Origin of the sequence: Nocardia sp. NPDC058499 (assembly GCF_042719915.1) — a bacterium.
Lineage (GTDB): Bacteria > Actinomycetota > Actinomycetes > Mycobacteriales > Mycobacteriaceae > Nocardia.
The window spans coordinates 180321-196602 of sequence record NZ_JBHXMZ010000006.1 but is presented as its reverse complement, the minus strand read 5'-3'; the positions used below and the strand labels follow the sequence as shown (position 1 = coordinate 196602).

Genomic DNA, 16282 nt, shown 5'->3' with positions numbered 1-16282 from the left:
TTTCGCCGCAGATCCAGGCACCCCGGCGAGGGCTCACGGCGCACGTTCGGCCGCTACCGGCGGTGCGCGATACCGCGTCGTATATGAACGAGCGTGTTCGCGGTCAGGTGGATCGGTACTATCGGCCTCGTGCTGCCGAGATGAATCGGCGGCAACGCCGACTCCACAAGGTACAGCTGGCGTTTACCGCCGCCGCAGTGGTGCTCGGCGCGATATCGAGTGTCTTCCAGGCCGGGTGGGCGTCCGCATGGGTGGCGACGGTGACCACGATGACCGCAGCGGTGACCGCAGATATCGCGGCGACCCGGTACGCCTATCAAGAGTTGGAATTCTCTCGAACGGCCGCGGAGCTGGAAACCCCGGCAGCCCGCACCGCATCGCACCCGAGGGCTACACGGAAGCCGCTGGTCGCAGCCTGGAGATTATGCCGTCGAGGTCGATGGTGAACATTTCCGGCCGGAAGACGTGACCGCCGGGCACCTCGTGTGCTTCATGCGGAATACCCGCGTCGCCGAGGCGTGCGCGGAACTCTCGCTGACCGGCGAGCACCTCGGACTCGTTCACGCTGTCGAACCAGTCGACCGGGCTGGGACTGGTGCCGGCGACCAAGAAGATCCTTCTGTTCCGGTAGCTGTCGACGCGCTGTACCGGGTTGTCGGCGGTGACCCTGGCCTGGTTCCAGAACGGCGCGCCGTACACCGTGCCGCCGCCCAATTCCACGGCCGCCGAAGACAGGTTGGCCCAGTGTACGACCAGGCCGAAATCGCGGCGTAGGCTCGCCGGGCCGGAATGACTGCTGACCGAGGCGAAGTGGCCGGAGTATTTGGCTGTGTACTTCAGCGCGCCGAAGCCGCCCATCGAGAATCCGGAGACGGCGCGCCCGTCGTATTCGGCGAATGTCCGGAAATTCGCGTCCATCCAGGGAAGTAGCTGGGCGATGTGGAACGTCTCCCAGTTGCGCGGGCCGACGAACGAGTTGACCGGGTTGGAGTACCAGCCCGCGTGTCCGCCGTCGGGCATGACGACGATGATCGGTTTTCCGGCCGTCAGGTCGCGGATGCCCAGAAAGTCGAATGCGCGGAAGTCCTGGTCGACACCGCCGCCGTGGAATAGGTAGAGGACGGGATAGCTCAGCCCGCTGGTGCGGTAGCCGTCGGGAAGCAGGACATTGACTCTGGGGTTCCAGCCGATCGCCTGAGTCTGGAACCGGTAATACCACATGCGAGGGTCGTCCTCGTTGCTGTCTACGATCGTCAGTCCGAATCCGTCACTACGCCCGACGAATATGGTCAGCATGGTCCCGGCGTCGACTATATCGGGGTCGGCGATGCCATTGACGGTGGCGATCAGCGGCGAAAACGACACGTCACCGTAGAAGCGTGATGCCAAGCCGGACAACGTGTCCCCGGCGCGAACCGTGTATCTCGTAAGATCGGGGACTATCAGATGCTGTTCGACATCGACAGCTTCGAGTTCGGTCATCCCGCTGGCGGTGGCGATCAGTGGGGACAGCGAGGGGTCATCGTAGAAGCGTGACGCCAGGCCGGGCAACGTGTCCCCGGCGCGGACCGTGTATCTCGTGAAGTCGGGGACTATCAGTTGTTGCCCGACTCTGATGGCGTCGGGGTCGGTGATCCCGCTGGCGGTGGCGATCAGTCGGTGTAGTTCCGCATCGGCGTAGAAGCGCAACGCCAAGGCAGACAACGTTTCCCCGGCAGCAACGGTGTGGGTTCCGACCATTCGATTCACCCCATCGATAGCAGATGGCTCTAGTGTCCAACGCTGGGAAGTCGTTGTCCAGTACGCCGGCCGCAATCGACCAACCGCCGGCCATGCGCAGAGGTCGGCAATGCTCAGCGGGCCCCGGGTGACCCCGGTGCGCCTGCTAGCGGCGCGGGCTTCTCCGCTGACGCATCGGCTGTCGGAAGGTTCTTCGTCAACGGCGACGCCGGTAGCCGGTTGTTGACCGCATGGTCGCCGACGACGCGGGATTTGTAGATCGACGGATTGTGCGAGGAGATGGTGCGGGCGTTGCGCCAGTGCCGATCCAGGGCCAGATCGGCGTCCACCGCGGAGGCACTTGCGGCGTCGAAGAGTAACCAGGTGGCTTCGCTCACCAACCGGGAGTTGAGAACCTGCACCGCCGCCGATTCGACGACGACGTCCGCGAGCAAGCCGGGGCGCTGCCCGGGCGGGGCCGCGTGGAAACGGTCGAAGGTGGTGGCCAGGGCAGTGACGTCGGCGCGGGCGGCGTAACCGCGTGCGACCACCTCGCCGACCACACCGAGGACCTGCGGATCTGTGCGAGGTGTCGGGGCGGCGGCCAGCGGGTAGGTCCGGGTGCGGCCGCGCACGATCTCGGCGAGGTCCTCCCCTGCGCGGCGGGTGATTCCGGCCTGGGTCGCCGAGTGTACGAACTGGTAGAAGGCGTTGAGATAGGCGTCCGAGTCCGGGTCCGTGCGGGGGAAGATGTGTTCCGGCCGGACCGGCACATCATCGAACACCGCTGTGCCGCTGGCGGTGTGGCGTTGTCCGAAACCATTCCAGTCGTCGGTAACGGTGACGCCGGGGTCGTCGGTTCGGATCACGGCTTCGGCATAGCCGTTTTCGACGGGGACGAGAACATTGATCCACTCGGCGTACAGGCTGCCGGTGGTGTAGTACTTGGTGCCGGACAGGCGCACAGCGTCGCCTGCGGTCGTGATCCGGGTGTCACCGTCGACGAGTGAGGTGGCGCCGTCGGCCGGTTCGGCGGGGGCCCGGACCGAGGCTGCCGGTCCGAACAGTTCTCCGCGGCCGGCGGCCGCCAGAAGTTCGTCACGGCCGGCGCCGGGTGGCTGTGCGCGCAGCGATTCGACGAATCCGAGGTGCCCGCGCACGATCTGCGTCAGGTTGGAATCGGCGGCGGCGACCTCGACGAGCAGTGCGGCCAGATCGGTGACGGTGCCGCCGGCGCCGCCGAACTCGACCGGAACACGCAAGGCTCCGAGACCGGCGTGGGCGAGGCGGCGTACCTGGTCCGCGGGTGAGCTGCGCTGCCGTTCGCGGTGCGCGGCTTCGGCGCGGGCGTCGGTGGCCACCGCGGCGACAGCCTCGCGGATCGTGGCGGTACTGCGGGTACTCATGCGCCGATGCTCTCCTGATTACTGGTTCGGGTGGTGTGCAGTCGTGCGTATTCCAGGCGCGGCAGCGAAGCGAGCAGCTGCCGGGTGTAGGGCTCGCGGGGCTCGGTGAAGATCTGGTCGGCGTCGCCCTGTTCGACGGCGCGGCCGCCCTGCATGACCAGGACGCGGTCGCTTATATGGTGGATGACGCCCAGGTCGTGGGAGATGAACAGATAGCTCAGGCCCAGTTGCTCCTGGAGGTCGGTGAGCAGGTCGAGCACCTGGGCCTGTACCGAGACGTCGAGTGCGGAAACCGCTTCGTCGAGAACGATGATCTCCGGGTCGGTGGCCAGGGCGCGGGCGATGGCGACGCGCTGGCGTTGCCCGCCGGACATGGTGGCGGGCCGGGTATCGATCTGGGCACCGGTGAGACCGACGACGTCGAGCAGGGTCAGGGCACGGTCACGCGCCCGGCGCGCCGCGTGTGGGTCACCGAGCCGGACGGCGTCGGTGAGGATCCGTTCCACGGTCCAGCGCGGGTCGAAGGAACTGAGAGGATCCTGGTAGACGACGGCGATCTTGCGCCGAATGCGGCGTTGTTCTGCGGTATCCGTCGACGGTCGCACGGTGCCGCGGTAGCGGATCTCGCCGCTGTCGGGGGCGACCAGGGACAGCGCGATCCGGGCGAGGGTGCTCTTACCGGAACCGGATTCACCGACGATGCCCAGCGTTTCCCCGCGCGCCAGCCGGAAGGAGACATCGTCGACGACCGTCCGGGTGACACGGTCGGGTCCGCGATAGGACTTCACGATCCGGCGTGCTTCGAGCAGGGTTTCGTTCGGATCGGCTTCCGGGCCGGGCCTGTCCGGAAAAAGAGTGGCGGCGGTATACGTTGCCGGGCCACGGGTCAGGCGGGCGCCCTTGGTGTGTTCGCCGGGGATCGCATCGATCAGCTGCCGGGTGTAGGGGTGGCGAGGCGTGGTGAGAACTTTTTCGGCGGTACCGGATTCGACGATCCGGCCGCCCCGCATGACCAGGATGTCGTCGGCGAGCCGGGCGACGACCGCAAGGTCGTGGCTGATCAGCACCACGCCGGTACCGCCGGCGAGCATCTCTTCGAGGACGGCGAGAATTTGCGCTTGAACGGTGACATCGAGTGCGGTGGTGGGTTCGTCGGCGATGACGATCTCGGGCCCGAGCGCGATGGCGGAGGCGATGAGCGCGCGCTGGCGCAGACCGCCGGATAGTTCGCCGGGGCGTTGACGTGCCCGCAGCCGCGGTTCGGGAACTCCGACCCGTTCGAGCAGTTCCAGGACACGATCGCGGCGGCGAGCGCGGCCGATCCGGCGGTGCAGGCTGATGCTCTCCCCTATCTCGGCGCCGACAGGGCGCAGGGGGTCCAGGGAGACCAGGGCGTCCTGGAGGATGACCCCGATCCGGGTGCCGCGGATTCGCCGCCAGCGGCGCTCGGTGGCGGTCAGCAGATCTTCTCCGTCCAGGGAGAGGGTGGTGGCGTCGACGATCGCGGTGGCGCCGGTGAGTCCGAGCAGTGTGCGGGCGGTGACGCTCTTCCCGGACCCTGATTCACCGACGAGGGCGACACAACGGCCGGGCTGTACTCCGAAGGAGATATCGCGTACGACGGGAACGATTTCGCCGGCCGGTGTGCGGAAGGAGACGTTCAAATGTTCGACGCGGACCCCGCGCTCGGGTTCGGTGGTCATCGGGCGGCGCTCCCTTCGGCACGGTCTTGCAGATAGCGCCCGAGCTGGGTGACACCGAGCGCGACCAGCACGATCGCGATACCGGGGAACACCTCCAGCCACCAGGCGGACAGGATTTCGCTTTTGCCCTCGTTGAGCAGCACACCCCATTCGGCCGCGGGCGGCGCGACGCCGAGCCCGAGGAACGACAACCCGGAGGCCCAGACCACGCATTGCCCGATACCGAGGGTGAACAGCGCCAGCAACGGGCGCAACGCGTTCGGGAAGATGTGCTGGATGAATATGGTGCGCCGGGTATGCCCCATGGCGCGCGCCGATTCGACGTATCCCGAATTCTTCACGCCGAGCGCCTGTGCCCGGATCAGGCGCGCGTAACCCGGTGCGGTACCCACCCCCACAGCGATGACGAGACTCTGCGCGGAGGGCCCGAGCAATGTCACCAGCAGCAGCGCCAGCAGCAGGGTGGGGAATGCGAGCAGAATCTCCAGGACGCGATCGACCGGTGCGGCGACCGGGCGCGGCCCGATCCCGGCGGCGAAGCCCAGGACGAGGGCGATGGCCAGCGCGACAACGATCGCGCCGACCCCGATCGACAGGGATTCGCGGGTGCCCCACACGATGCGGCTGAAGAGGTCGCGTCCGGCGTTGTCGGTGCCCAGCAGATGGGTGAGCGACGGTGCGTCGAGCACATTGTCCAGATCGGTATGCCACGGTGAATGGGTGGCCACAACCCCCGGGACCAGCGCGGCAACGACGAAGAACAGGGTAATGCCCGCGCAGATCACGACGGTGAGCGGCGGCCGGGTGCGCCGGGCCGTCCGGCCGGGCGCCCTCAGGGTGGCGGGTGCGGTCATCGATGGGACTCCAGTCGCGGGTCGACGACGAGGTACACGGCGTCGATCACCAGGTTGATCAGGATGTAGGCGAAGCTGATCAGGATCACGATCCCGGAGACCACCGGGAAATCCTTGGACGTCACTGCGGTGACCAGGACATTGCCCAATCCGGGCCGGGCAAAGACGGTTTCGACCAGTACGGCCCCGGACAACAGGCTGCCCACGGCCCAACCGGTGAGAGTGATCCCGGGGATCAGGGAGTGGCGCAGCACGTGCCGGGCCCGGACACCGGCCAAACCCATTCCCCGGGCCCGTGCGGTGAGGACGAAGGGCTGGCGGCCGGCCCGGTCGAATTCGCCGCGGATGGCCTGCCCGAGGAACCCTGTCAGCGGTATCGCGAGTGTGACCAGCGGCAGAACCGTCCCGGCGGGGGTTGTTCCGCCGAGCACCGGGAACCAGCGCAGCTGGACCGCGAGCACGATGAGCAGCAGTATCCCGACCCAGTACTGCGGTAGCCCGGCCGTGATGGTTTCGGCCGCGGAACCGAGCGTTGCGGCGCGGCGGCCGCGGCCGGCGGTGAGCAGTGTCCAGGGGATGATGAGCACCCATGCCAGCACCAGCGCCCCGAGCGCCAGTGTGAGGGTGGGGGCGATCTGTTCGCCGATGATGTCGACGACGGGCCGCTGCAGTTGCAGTGATTCGCCGAAGTCACCGCGCAGCAGGCCGGTGAGATAGGTCCAGTACTGCGTGAGCACCGGTTGATCGAAGCCGTATTCGGCGTTGATCGGGGCGAGTTCTTCGGGTGTGCGTTCGATGGTCTGACCCGAACGGATGTTCAGCAGGATGGTGGCACGGTCCCCGGGCAGTACCGACAGTACGAGGAAGGTGCCGGTGGCCGTACCCCACAGCACGAAAACGGCCGAGGCGATCCGCGCGGCAGCGGACCGGGCGATCGCACCGGCGCGAGGCGCGGAAACCGGTGTGGCGGTGGCTTCGGCAACGGTGGCACCGGTCATGACGGCTCCACGAAATAGGCGTCGCTGAAGACGGGCAACCCGTTGCCGCTGTCCTGCCAGACGTCCTTCAGGTTGTCTGCGACAGTGAGGTTGTAGGTGTAGTTGTAGAGACCGACGGCGACGGCTTCGTTCTGGAACCAGGTCTGCAGGTCCGCGTATTTGCGGGTGCGTTCGGCGGGGTCCGGCTCCCGTTGCGCGTCGAGGATTTTCGCCTCTACCTCCGGATTGTCGAAGAACGCGGTGTTGTTGCCGTTGGGCGCATCGGCGGTGCCGGCCTTGTAGGTGATGTACATAATGCTCGGCGACGGCCACACCCAGTAACCGAAACTGATCTCCTTCTCGTGCTGTTTCGCGTAGGCGCCGCCGAACTGCTGGGTCGGGGTGAGCGGGATGAGGTCGAGTTCGATACCGACCCGGCGGACCTGATCCTGGATGATCTGGACGGCCGTGGAGCCGTCAGGCGTGATGATCGAACCGAGACCGTAGGGCAGCCGGGCTCGTAGCACCTTCCCGTCCCGCATCCGGTAGCCCTCGCTGTCGCGCTGGGTCCAGCCCGCGGCATCGAGCAGGCGGTCGGCCGCGGCGGGGTCGTAGGGCAAAGTGTCGTCGACGGCGAGGTAGCCGGGCGTGGTCTTGCTCAGTGATCCGTTGCCTTCGAACGGTACGGATCCTTTGAACACGGCAGCGGCGATCTTCGTCCGGTCGATGGCGTGGGTGAAAGCCTGACGGACACGGCGATCGGTGAACGGCCCCTGGGCGGTGTTGAAGGTGAGGGCCTGCGGCCGGCCGGTGGCAACGTAGTTGAGCACCTGGTAGTCGCGGTTGGCCGCCTGCCACTGGGACGAAGGAATGTCGTACACCGCGTCTGCCTGGCCGGTCAGCAGTGATCCCCAGCGGGTGGTGGCGTCGGGGACGAACTTCCAGTCGAGGCGTTCGGCGTAGGCCGGTCCTTGATGCCGGGCGTTGGCAGGTGCCGAGTTGTAGTCGTCGTTGCGCACGAAGTGGATTCCCTCCCCCCGCTTCCATTGTTCGACGATCCACGGCCCGGTACCGACCGGGGCGAGGCAGTTCTGCTCGGCCGAATGTTCGCGCAGCGCCGTCGGCGATTGGATCCCGAAATGACCGTTGGCGAGTTCGTTGAAGATCTCCGGGTTGGGTTCGCTCGTGTGCAGGACGACCGTGTGCTCATCGACGGCTTCGGCGCCGGTGAGGAACGAATAGTCGACCCAGCCCAGGTTTTCCAGCCAGTAGTCGACATTGGCGACCACGGCCTGCGCGTCGAACGGGGTGCCGTCGGTGAAACGGATATCACGCCGTAGCGTGAAGGTCACTGCCTTGTCGTCTGCGGACTGCTTCCAGGATGTGGCAAGCCACGGACGGATCTCGCCGTTGTCGTAGCTGACCAGTGAGTCGAATACCTGGCGCGACAGGTATGCCTGCTGCACCCAGCCTCCCCACAAGCAGGGTGGCTCCTGATAGTGAGCGTAGGTGATGGTGCCGCCCTCCACCCGCCGGGTGGCCGCGGAATCGGGGAGCGTGGTCGCCGCGCCGCATCCGCCGGCCAGTACCGCGGTGAGGATCAGCGCCACCGCGGCACCGGCGGCGCGAGGCGCACGTCGTAGCGGACCGGTCACGCGTCGACAGCCCGCCCGGCGCTCAGGGTGACCGTATGCGCGCGGTGCGTGGGATCGATCGCGGCGCCGTTGCGGAACAGTTTCTCCCGCAAGGTGCCGGGATGGTACTCGCGCTGGGCCAGACCGCGGCGCTGCAGTACCGGCACCACCTGGTCGACCCATTCGTCCCACCAGCCCAGCGTCGTGATGGGGACGACGTTGAACCCGTCGACGCCGGCGTCGGCCCAGCGCTGCACCTCGTCGGCGATCTGGTCCGGAGTTCCCGCGAATCGTCCCGGTAGCAGCGCGTGCCGCAGCAGGTAGTCGCCCCAGGTGACAGGCTCGCCGTTGCCGTGGTCGGCGTCGGCCGCGGCTCGCAGGGTGGAGCGAACGTGCTCGCCGAACGAGGCGCGCTCCTGCAACTCGGTCAGCGTGGTCGCGGGATCGAGTCCGAAGAAATCGATACCGGTGCCGCCACTGTAGAAGGCCTGCAACGCGGCGAAGTCGATGTTGTCGTGCAGGTGGCGTTGTTTGCGCAGCGCTTCTTCCTCGGTCGATCCGATGACCGTGGACAGTTGGACGATCTTCTTCAGCGACGCGGGATCGCGACCTTGCGCGCGGGCGAGATCATCGAGGATCGCGATATCGCGGCGCGCAGCCTCCGGCGTCACCGACGGCAGGAATGTGACTTCCGCATTGCGCACGGCAAATTCCCGGCCGACCGGTGAATTGCCGGCCTGAAAGAGAACGGGTGTGCGCTGCGGAGAGGGTTCGACAATATGCGGACCGGCGACGCGATATCTCGGGCCACTGTGGTCGATTCGGTGAATCTTTTCCGGATCGAAGAATCTGTTCGTCTCCGGTTCGTGCAGAACGGCACCGTCTTCCCACGACTTCTCCCAGAGCTTGTACGTCACATCGACGTATTCCTGCGCCCATTCATAGCGTTCGTCGTGGCCGATGATATCGTCGTACCCGAAATTCTGGAATCCGTTGCGCAGATATGAGGTGACAATATTCCAGCCGACCCGTCCACCGGTGAAATGGTCCAGCGAGGACAACTGACGCGCGAAGGCGAACGGGTGACTCTGAATGATATTGCTGGTCACCGCGATACCGAGATGTTCGGTGACCAGACCGAGCGCCGAGACGATGGTGACCGGATCCGGCTCCGGGAACTGCGATCCGGCCCGGATGGAGGCGGTGCCGTCACCGAAATCGAGATCGTAGACACCGGAGACATCGGCGATGAAAAGCGTATCGAATCGCCCTCGCTCCAGCGTTTTCACGATTTCCACATACGGCTCGAGTTTCGAATAACCGTACTGAACCTGCCCCTCGGACGTACGCCAGTAACCATGACTGTGATGATTCGGGGTCAAGTGCAGGAAAGCGTTGTACAGCAATTCGCGCGGCACCGGTGCGACTCAATTCTCTAGACTAAGTAACCAACCGGTAGTGGACGCTATCACCGGGCCGGGGAGCACCGGAATACTTAAAATCATATGGTTCAGCAATTCCCATCGAGCAGATTCCGCGACGCGATGCCGGAACTTCGCGTGGTGGCATCCGGTCGGCCGAGCGAGGCCTGGCCCGCCGCCGTCCCACAGATATTGCGTTCGCGCCGATCTCAACCCTGGCCGGCAAGGCCGGCGCGCGGTGAGATCGAGACCGGCGGGAACGGCGCTCAACGGAACGGCTGCGGAGGAGCATTTCATGACGACACCGGCAACCTCGGCCGATCCGATGAGCGCCGGCAGACCGTCGATCGCAAAGCTCTCACTGCTCACCCCCGGCAACTATCCCGACGGGGACCCCGCCACCGGGCTCGAGGACACCCTGCTGCTGTTCGAATCAGCCGAACGCCTGGGTTTCGACGGTGCCTGGATCCGGCAGCGCCACCTCGAGCACGGGGTGGGGTCGGCGGCGGTGTTCCTCGCCGCCGCCGCCCAGCGCACCAGCCGGGTCGAGCTGGGCACCGCCGTGATCCCCATCGGTTACGAGAGCCCGTTCCGGCTGGCCGAAGATCTGTCGATGGCCGATGTGCTGTCCGGTGGGCGGCTGCAGCCCGGTTTCAGCGCGGGCACACCGCCGCACGCGGAACTGATCGGCGACCTCGTCTTCGACGGCGACTGGCGCGGCTACGACCTGTCCTACGGACGGATCTCCCGGCTGATGGACAATCTGCGCGGCGATTACCTGGGCGGCCCGGATACGGTGATCCACTCCCCCGGCAATATCCAGCGTCCCCGTCTCCAACCACACAGCCCCGGGTTGATCGACCGGCTCTGGTACGGCGGCGGCAGTGCCCGTTCGGTGGGCTGGGCCGGCGTGAACGGTTTGAACCTGCTCACCGGGAATGTCGTATTCGGCGAGCACAGTGACGATTTCGGCACCACCCAGCGGCAACTGCTCGAGGAGTACCGCCGGCATACAGATCCGTCGCGGCCGGCCAGGGTGGCGGTGGGCCGGGTGATCGTCCCCTTCGACAGCGCCGACCGGGCGACCCGCGAACGCTACCGGCAGTACGCGGCCGCCCGCCACGACCGGACCCTGGCCCCGCAGGGCGAGCGGCGAATCCTGTTCGCCCCGGATCTGGCCGGCACCGCCGAGCAGATCGTGGAGCGTTTGCGCACCGACCCGGTGCTCGCCCATACCACCGAACTGCGCCTGGAACTGCCCTACGAATTCCACCGCGGTGACTACGAACAGATCCTGTACGACACCGTCGAATTCATCGCCCCCGCCCTCGGCTGGAAACCCGCGGGGGCGAGTGTACGAAGTTCGGTGGAGCAGTCGTAGCGGTCTACTGCGACCGAGGTGGGGCCCGGGTACTCGTGCTCCCAGCCGCGCCACATTCGGTCACGAGAAGGATTCCGGCCGCTGCTCGGCACGGTTTCTCGGCTGTATTCGATCAGTTCGGAGCCGCGGCGCTTTGCCGCGCGAGCTTCTCCAAACCCGCCGCGTACAACCGCCGGCCCGCGAACAACGCCACGATAGCCAGTACGTAGACCAGCGGTGTCAGTTGTAACGCACCGAGCAGGCCCAGGTGGTCGGCGAGGATACCGACGACGAATGGCCCGGTCGCCAATCCGAGGATGTTGTTGGCGACGGTGAGGCTGCCGAGCGCGGAAGCTCGCACCGACTGGTGGGTCAGGCTCGCCACCATCGCCGCCGTGGGTCCGGAGGAACCGGCGGCGAAAAAGGCACCGAACCCGATGAGCGCTAATTGCGCCGGACCGGGCGCCAGGTGGAATCCGATGCCGAGGCACGCCAGCGAGATAGTGCAGAACGCGATGGCGCTGGACCATTTCGCGGCGGGATTGTGGCGGCTGACCCGGTCGGTGATCATTCCGCAGACCACCATGCCGGTGCCGATCAGCAGCACGAAGACCGAAGCGATCACGCCGGCCCTGTCCGGGGCCATACTGTATTCACGGTTGAAGAAACTGGGCGTCCACGACAGCAGCACAGCGGCGGTGAACATCTGCAGACCGCCGCCGAGATACGCGCACCAGACAGCAGGGTTGGTGAACAGCGTGGAGACCGGGACCCGGAGCGGGGGCGAGTCCGGACGCGTGGCCGGCGCGACGTCCTGGTCGGCCGCGTGCGCGGACAACCGGCGTTCGGTGACCACGGCCCGGAACAGCGCGACGAGAATCAGGCCGAGTACCGCCATGGCCGCGAACGACCATCGCCAGCCCAGGTGCACAGCGACAACGCCGCCGACCGATACACCGATGACCGAACCGAATGAGCCGCCGGCCATGAACGCACCGCTGAGGGCGGAATGGACCCGTGGCGCGAAAACGCTCAGGACTACTGCGATTCCGACGCTGCCGTACGCGGCTTCGCCCACTCCGACCAGAAAGCGTGCCGCCAGCATCTGCTCGTAGTCGGCCGCCACGGCGCAGAACAGGGTCGCGACACTCCAGATCACGGCCATCAGGATGAGGCTGCGCACCCGGCCCCAGCGGTCGGCGAGGAGCGACAGCGGGAAGGTCAACAGGCCGACCATCAGTGCGACGATGCTGGTCAGGGACGCGAGCTGAGAATCCGACAGTGCCCAATCGGCCTTCAGGAACGGGAAAACAGCGCTGAGCACCTGGCGCGACATATAGTCCGACAGCAGCAATGCGAACGTCAGCGCGAAGACCAGCCAGGGGTAGACCGAACGCCGCCGGGTCCGCTCGTCAGAAGCGGTGGGGCGGGCGGCCACGTTATCGGCCGGAGAACCGGGGCCCGGTTCGATGGGGGTACTGATCGAGGCGGGTGGATTTCCCATGGGTGCTCCTCGAGTGGGGGAAATGGAGTGGTCAGGACGCTGCACGCCGCGCCTGACGCGCGTCGAGTTCTTCCTCGAGGATCGGGACGCCGAGATTGCAGGCATGGATTCCGAGAACGCTGACCATCTGCAGGACGGTCAGGATCTCGTCGCGTGAGACGCCCAGGTCGAGCGCCGCCCGAATATGCCGGCGGACGCCGGGCGCGTACATGTGAGTAGCGGCGGCGTCGATCGCGATGCTGAGAAGTTCAACGAATTCAGGCGTGAATATGCCCCTCCGGATCGGGGTGGCGTTCATCGCCATGAATTGTTCGGTCCATTCCGGATCCCAGTCGGAAAGGGTGTCCCACAGTGGATTCCATTTACCGTCCTGGCGCATTGCCTCCAGAGTCGGGGTGGGGATCGGGTCGGGTTTCGTCGTCACGCGGCACTCGTTTCACGCAAGGGGCGAAGTGTGGTGTGTCATGCACGCCGTCCCACGTTGATCGTGGTGTACGTCACGTTAATCCTCGAGCCCGGGGCTTAGTTATCCCGTCGGGACACAATTCTGTCCATTTCGGGACACTTACTCTTGCGAACGCTTGCGCCATTCGCGTGGGCTCATGCCGAAATGCCGCGCGAACCATCGAGAGAAGCCGCTCGGCGCCGAGAACGACAGCATTGCGGAGATCTCGGCAAACGTATGACGGCCGCTTGCCACCATTTGCTGGGCGAGTTCGGCGCGGGTGGTATCGACGACCCCGGTAAAGGTCTGACCCGACTTGGCAAGATGCCGGTGGACCGTGCGCCGGTCCACGCCGAGACTCAGGGCCACCTGGTCGACAGAGCAGCGCCCGGTGGGCAGCAGCAGTTCGACGAGCTCCCGTACGCGCTGGTCGAGGGCGGGCGCCTCGGGCGCGGCAAGCTCGTCGAGGACGTGTTGCGCGTAGCTGCGGAGCAAGGGGTCGGAGAGGCGATTGGGCTGGTCCAGGTCGTTGGCGTACATGACGATCCCGGAGTAGCCCGCGCCGAAGCTCAGTGGCGCATCGAAGAGGCGGCGGTGGGTGCTGTCGTCGCCGGGCCGGTCGTGCGCGAAGCACACCGAAACGGGTCGCCACCGGTCGCCGAGCAGGTGCTGCAGTAACTGGTGGATCACCGCGGTGGCCAGTTCCGTGGACTGGCGGACGGGCATCGGTTCGCCGGGTTCGACGCGGAGAACAATCGTCGACAACCCGTCACGTTCGGTGACACTGATGAACAGCGCTTCGTTGTAGGTGTGCTGATATCGGATCAGCATCCGCAGAGCGCTACGAGCGTCCGGCTCGTCACGGATCCCCACACTGACCGGCCCGAGGGTCGATAGGCGACGCCGTTCGGCGAGCCTGAGCGCGAAATCCTGACGGCCGGTCACCGCCGCCGAGAGTTCGAGCAGCCGGGCGATGGACGCGGCAGGAACCCAGCGGTCCTGGAGTTCGAGCCCCGCGGGATCGAGATTGACACTGCGCAGCAGTTGGACCGGGTCGACCGCGAGCGAGCGCCCCAGGTCGACGAAGCCGGTCAGCGCGGCGTATCGCGCCAGAGGTTTGGCCGAGGCCATTGCCGCTCCTCCCTCTTTGTGCGTAGGAACGGGTCGACGCCTCGGACCTGTCCCGAAAAGGCAATAAATATGTCCCCTGGGGATAAGTATAACGAACAAGTTCTGACTACGGTCGTGTTATCGGCGTCACACGAACCTCCGCGCAGGCCGAACGCCCACCAGCGAGACCAGAGGAGAACAGAGATGGCACACGCGATTCGCTTCCACCGGACGGGCGGTCCGGAAGTCTTGGAGTGGGAGTCCGTGGAGGTCGGCGCCCCGGGGCCGGGCGAGATCCGGATCCGGCACGAAGCCGTGGGCCTCAACTTCGCCGACACCTACTTTCGCACCGGGATGTACCCGGCCCGCCTCCCTGCGGGAATGGGCGTGGAGGCCGCCGGTGTCATCGAGGCGGTCGGCTCGGAGGTCACCGGCTTCCAGGAGGGTGATCGTGTCACCTACACGGGCAGCCCACTCGGTGCGTACAGCACCGAACGGGTGATGCCGGCCGAACACCTCATCGCCCTTCCGGACGAAATCCCCTTCGACACCGCGGCCGCGATGACCATGCGCGGCCTGACCACGTCCTACCTCCTGCGCCGGATCCACCCCCTCGAGGCCGGCGATACCGTTCTGCTGCACGCCGCAGCCGGTGGCGTCGGACTGATCTTCTGCCAGTGGGCAAAGCACCTGGGTATCAACGTCATCGGCACCGTATCCAGTGACGCGAAAGCGGAGGTGGCGCGGTCGCACGGTTGCGGCGAGGTCATCGTCTACACCCGGGAGAACGTCGCCGAACGCGTTCGGGAACTCACCGACGGGGCCGGCGTGCCGGTGGTGTACGACAGTATCGGCGAGTCGACCTACCGGTCCTCGCTCGACTCCCTCGCTCGCCGTGGCCTGCTGGTGGCGTTCGGGACGGCCTCCGGCCCCATCCCGCCGATCAGCGCCATGGACCTCGCCGTCAAGGGCTCACTGTTCGTCACCCGGCCGGCGCTCGCGGACTACATCGCCGATCCGGCCGAACGAACCGAACTGGCGAACGAACTGTTCGGACACGTCGCGGCCGGACGCATCGAGATCGAAATCAATCAACGGTACAAGCTCGACGAAGCCGAGCAGGCACACCGCGACCTGGAGGCCGGTATCAGCGTGGGCTCTTCGGTGTTCTCGGTCTGACATTCGTCGCCCTATCCCCCCATCGTCATGCACAGGAGGACCGTCATGACCACCACCGTCGACCGCGTCCACACCAAGGACGAGACACCGGCGCGAAATCCGATGGACGCGCGTCCGTTGACCGGCAGCATCGGCGCGGAGCTGCACAGCGTGCAGCTTGCCGAAGTGGCCCGTGACGACCGGCGATTCGCCGAGCTGAACGCCTTGCTGCTCGAACACAAGGTGCTGTTCTTCCGAGACCAGAATATGAGCCGGGCCGAACACGTCGCGCTCGCGGAGCGCTTCGGCTCCCTCGAGGACCATCCGGTACTCGGCAGCGATCCCGAACATCCCGGCCTGGTCCGCATCTACAAGGACCTCGACAGCCCACCCGAAGCATTCGAGAATTCCTACCACTGCGACGCCACCTGGCGCGAGCACCCGCCCATGGGTTCCGTACTCCGATGTGTCGAAGGCCCCGCCGTCGGCGGCGACACGATCTGGGTGAACATGGCGCTCGCGTACGAGCGCCTGCCCGAGCGGGTGAAGGACCAGATCTCCGGGCTGCGCGCAAGACACAGCATCGAAGCGTCGTTCGGTGCGCGCCTCCCGATCGACAAGCGCCTCGAATTGAAGGAGCGCTATCCGGACGCGGAACACCCCGTCGTGCGCACCCATCCGGAAACGGGTGAACAAGTTCTCTTCGTCAACAGCTTCACCACCCACTTCACGAATTTCCACAACTCGGACAATGTCCGGTGCGGTATCGACTACGCGCCCGGCGCAGGCGAGCTGCTCCGTTACCTCCAGAGCCAGGCGACGATCCCCGAATACCAGGTGCGCTGGCGGTGGACACCGAACAGCGTGGCGATCTGGGACAACCGGTCCACGCAGCATTACGCCGTCCAGGACTACTGGCCCGCAGTACGCAAGATGGAACGCGCCGGAATCATCGGCGACCGGCCTTTCTGACCGCCGGAAAATTGCTTCG

14 protein-coding genes are annotated in these 16282 nt (G+C 66.2%); 4 read left to right on the top strand and 10 right to left on the bottom strand.

The genetic code is table 11. From position 1 onward, the window contains the following. The first annotated feature begins 83 nt into the window (after positions 1-83). A complete protein-coding gene (locus ACFWPH_RS19905; protein WP_378753029.1) occupies positions 84-446 on the top strand; it encodes an SLATT domain-containing protein in 363 nt (120 codons plus the stop codon). Here the strand turns inward: ACFWPH_RS19905 and ACFWPH_RS19900 are convergent. From ACFWPH_RS19900 to ACFWPH_RS19870, 7 genes are all read right to left on the bottom strand, one after another. Next, the gene (locus ACFWPH_RS19900) at positions 391-1740 is read right to left on the bottom strand and encodes an alpha/beta hydrolase-fold protein (RefSeq protein WP_378753027.1); all 1350 of its coding nucleotides are present in this window, start codon (positions 1738-1740) and stop codon (positions 391-393) included. The two genes, ACFWPH_RS19905 and ACFWPH_RS19900, sit on opposite strands and share 56 nt — an antisense overlap. 113 nt (positions 1741-1853) lie before the next feature. Next, positions 1854-3125, bottom strand: a complete 1272-nt coding sequence (locus ACFWPH_RS19895) for an acyl-CoA dehydrogenase family protein (protein WP_378753025.1) — start codon at positions 3123-3125, stop codon at positions 1854-1856. Then, a complete protein-coding gene (locus ACFWPH_RS19890; protein WP_378753023.1) occupies positions 3122-4828 on the bottom strand; it encodes a dipeptide ABC transporter ATP-binding protein in 1707 nt (568 codons plus the stop codon). The genes ACFWPH_RS19895 and ACFWPH_RS19890 overlap by 4 nt, the downstream gene beginning before the upstream one ends. Then, positions 4825-5682: an ABC transporter permease gene (locus ACFWPH_RS19885; RefSeq protein ID WP_378753021.1), complete on the bottom strand. Its 858-nt coding sequence runs from the start codon at positions 5680-5682 to the stop codon at positions 4825-4827. The genes ACFWPH_RS19890 and ACFWPH_RS19885 overlap by 4 nt, the downstream gene beginning before the upstream one ends. Beyond that, positions 5679-6680, bottom strand: coding sequence for an ABC transporter permease (locus ACFWPH_RS19880; protein ID WP_378753019.1), 1002 nt, complete (start codon positions 6678-6680; stop codon positions 5679-5681). Before ACFWPH_RS19880 ends, ACFWPH_RS19885 begins: the two co-directional genes overlap by 4 nt. Continuing rightward, positions 6677-8314, bottom strand: coding sequence for an ABC transporter substrate-binding protein (locus ACFWPH_RS19875; protein ID WP_378753017.1), 1638 nt, complete (start codon positions 8312-8314; stop codon positions 6677-6679). The genes ACFWPH_RS19880 and ACFWPH_RS19875 overlap by 4 nt, the downstream gene beginning before the upstream one ends. Continuing rightward, positions 8311-9711, bottom strand: coding sequence for an NtaA/DmoA family FMN-dependent monooxygenase (locus ACFWPH_RS19870; protein ID WP_378753015.1), 1401 nt, complete (start codon positions 9709-9711; stop codon positions 8311-8313). The genes ACFWPH_RS19875 and ACFWPH_RS19870 overlap by 4 nt, the downstream gene beginning before the upstream one ends. 298 nt (positions 9712-10009) lie before the next feature. Between ACFWPH_RS19870 and ACFWPH_RS19865 the strand changes: the two genes are divergently transcribed. After that, positions 10010-11095: an LLM class flavin-dependent oxidoreductase gene (locus ACFWPH_RS19865; protein WP_378753013.1), complete on the top strand. Its 1086-nt coding sequence runs from the start codon at positions 10010-10012 to the stop codon at positions 11093-11095. Positions 11096-11207: 112 nt separating this feature from the next. Here ACFWPH_RS19865 and ACFWPH_RS19860 read toward each other — a convergent pair whose 3' ends face one another. The 3 genes from ACFWPH_RS19860 to ACFWPH_RS19850 all read right to left on the bottom strand — a co-directional run bounded on the left by ACFWPH_RS19860 (position 11208) and on the right by ACFWPH_RS19850 (position 14154). Further along, on the bottom strand, positions 11208-12578 hold the full coding sequence (locus tag ACFWPH_RS19860) for an MFS transporter (protein WP_378753011.1): 1371 nt from the start codon (positions 12576-12578) through the stop codon (positions 11208-11210). Between the two features lie 31 nt (positions 12579-12609). Continuing rightward, entirely contained in the window at positions 12610-13002 is a 393-nt protein-coding gene (locus ACFWPH_RS19855) for a carboxymuconolactone decarboxylase family protein (protein WP_378753010.1), read from the bottom strand. A gap of 141 nt (positions 13003-13143) precedes the next feature. Then, a complete protein-coding gene (locus ACFWPH_RS19850; protein WP_378753008.1) occupies positions 13144-14154 on the bottom strand; it encodes an AraC family transcriptional regulator in 1011 nt (336 codons plus the stop codon). A 183-nt stretch (positions 14155-14337) separates the two neighbouring features. Here ACFWPH_RS19850 and ACFWPH_RS19845 point away from each other — a divergent pair, with 183 nt between their 5' ends. After that, positions 14338-15312 carry a quinone oxidoreductase family protein gene (locus ACFWPH_RS19845; protein ID WP_378753006.1) on the top strand — a complete coding sequence of 325 codons (975 nt, stop codon included), beginning with the start codon at positions 14338-14340 and terminating at the stop codon, positions 15310-15312. Between the two features lie 102 nt (positions 15313-15414). Beyond that, positions 15415-16263 carry a TauD/TfdA dioxygenase family protein gene (locus ACFWPH_RS19840; protein ID WP_378753527.1) on the top strand — a complete coding sequence of 283 codons (849 nt, stop codon included), beginning with the start codon at positions 15415-15417 and terminating at the stop codon, positions 16261-16263. The last annotated feature ends 19 nt before the right edge of the window (positions 16264-16282 follow it).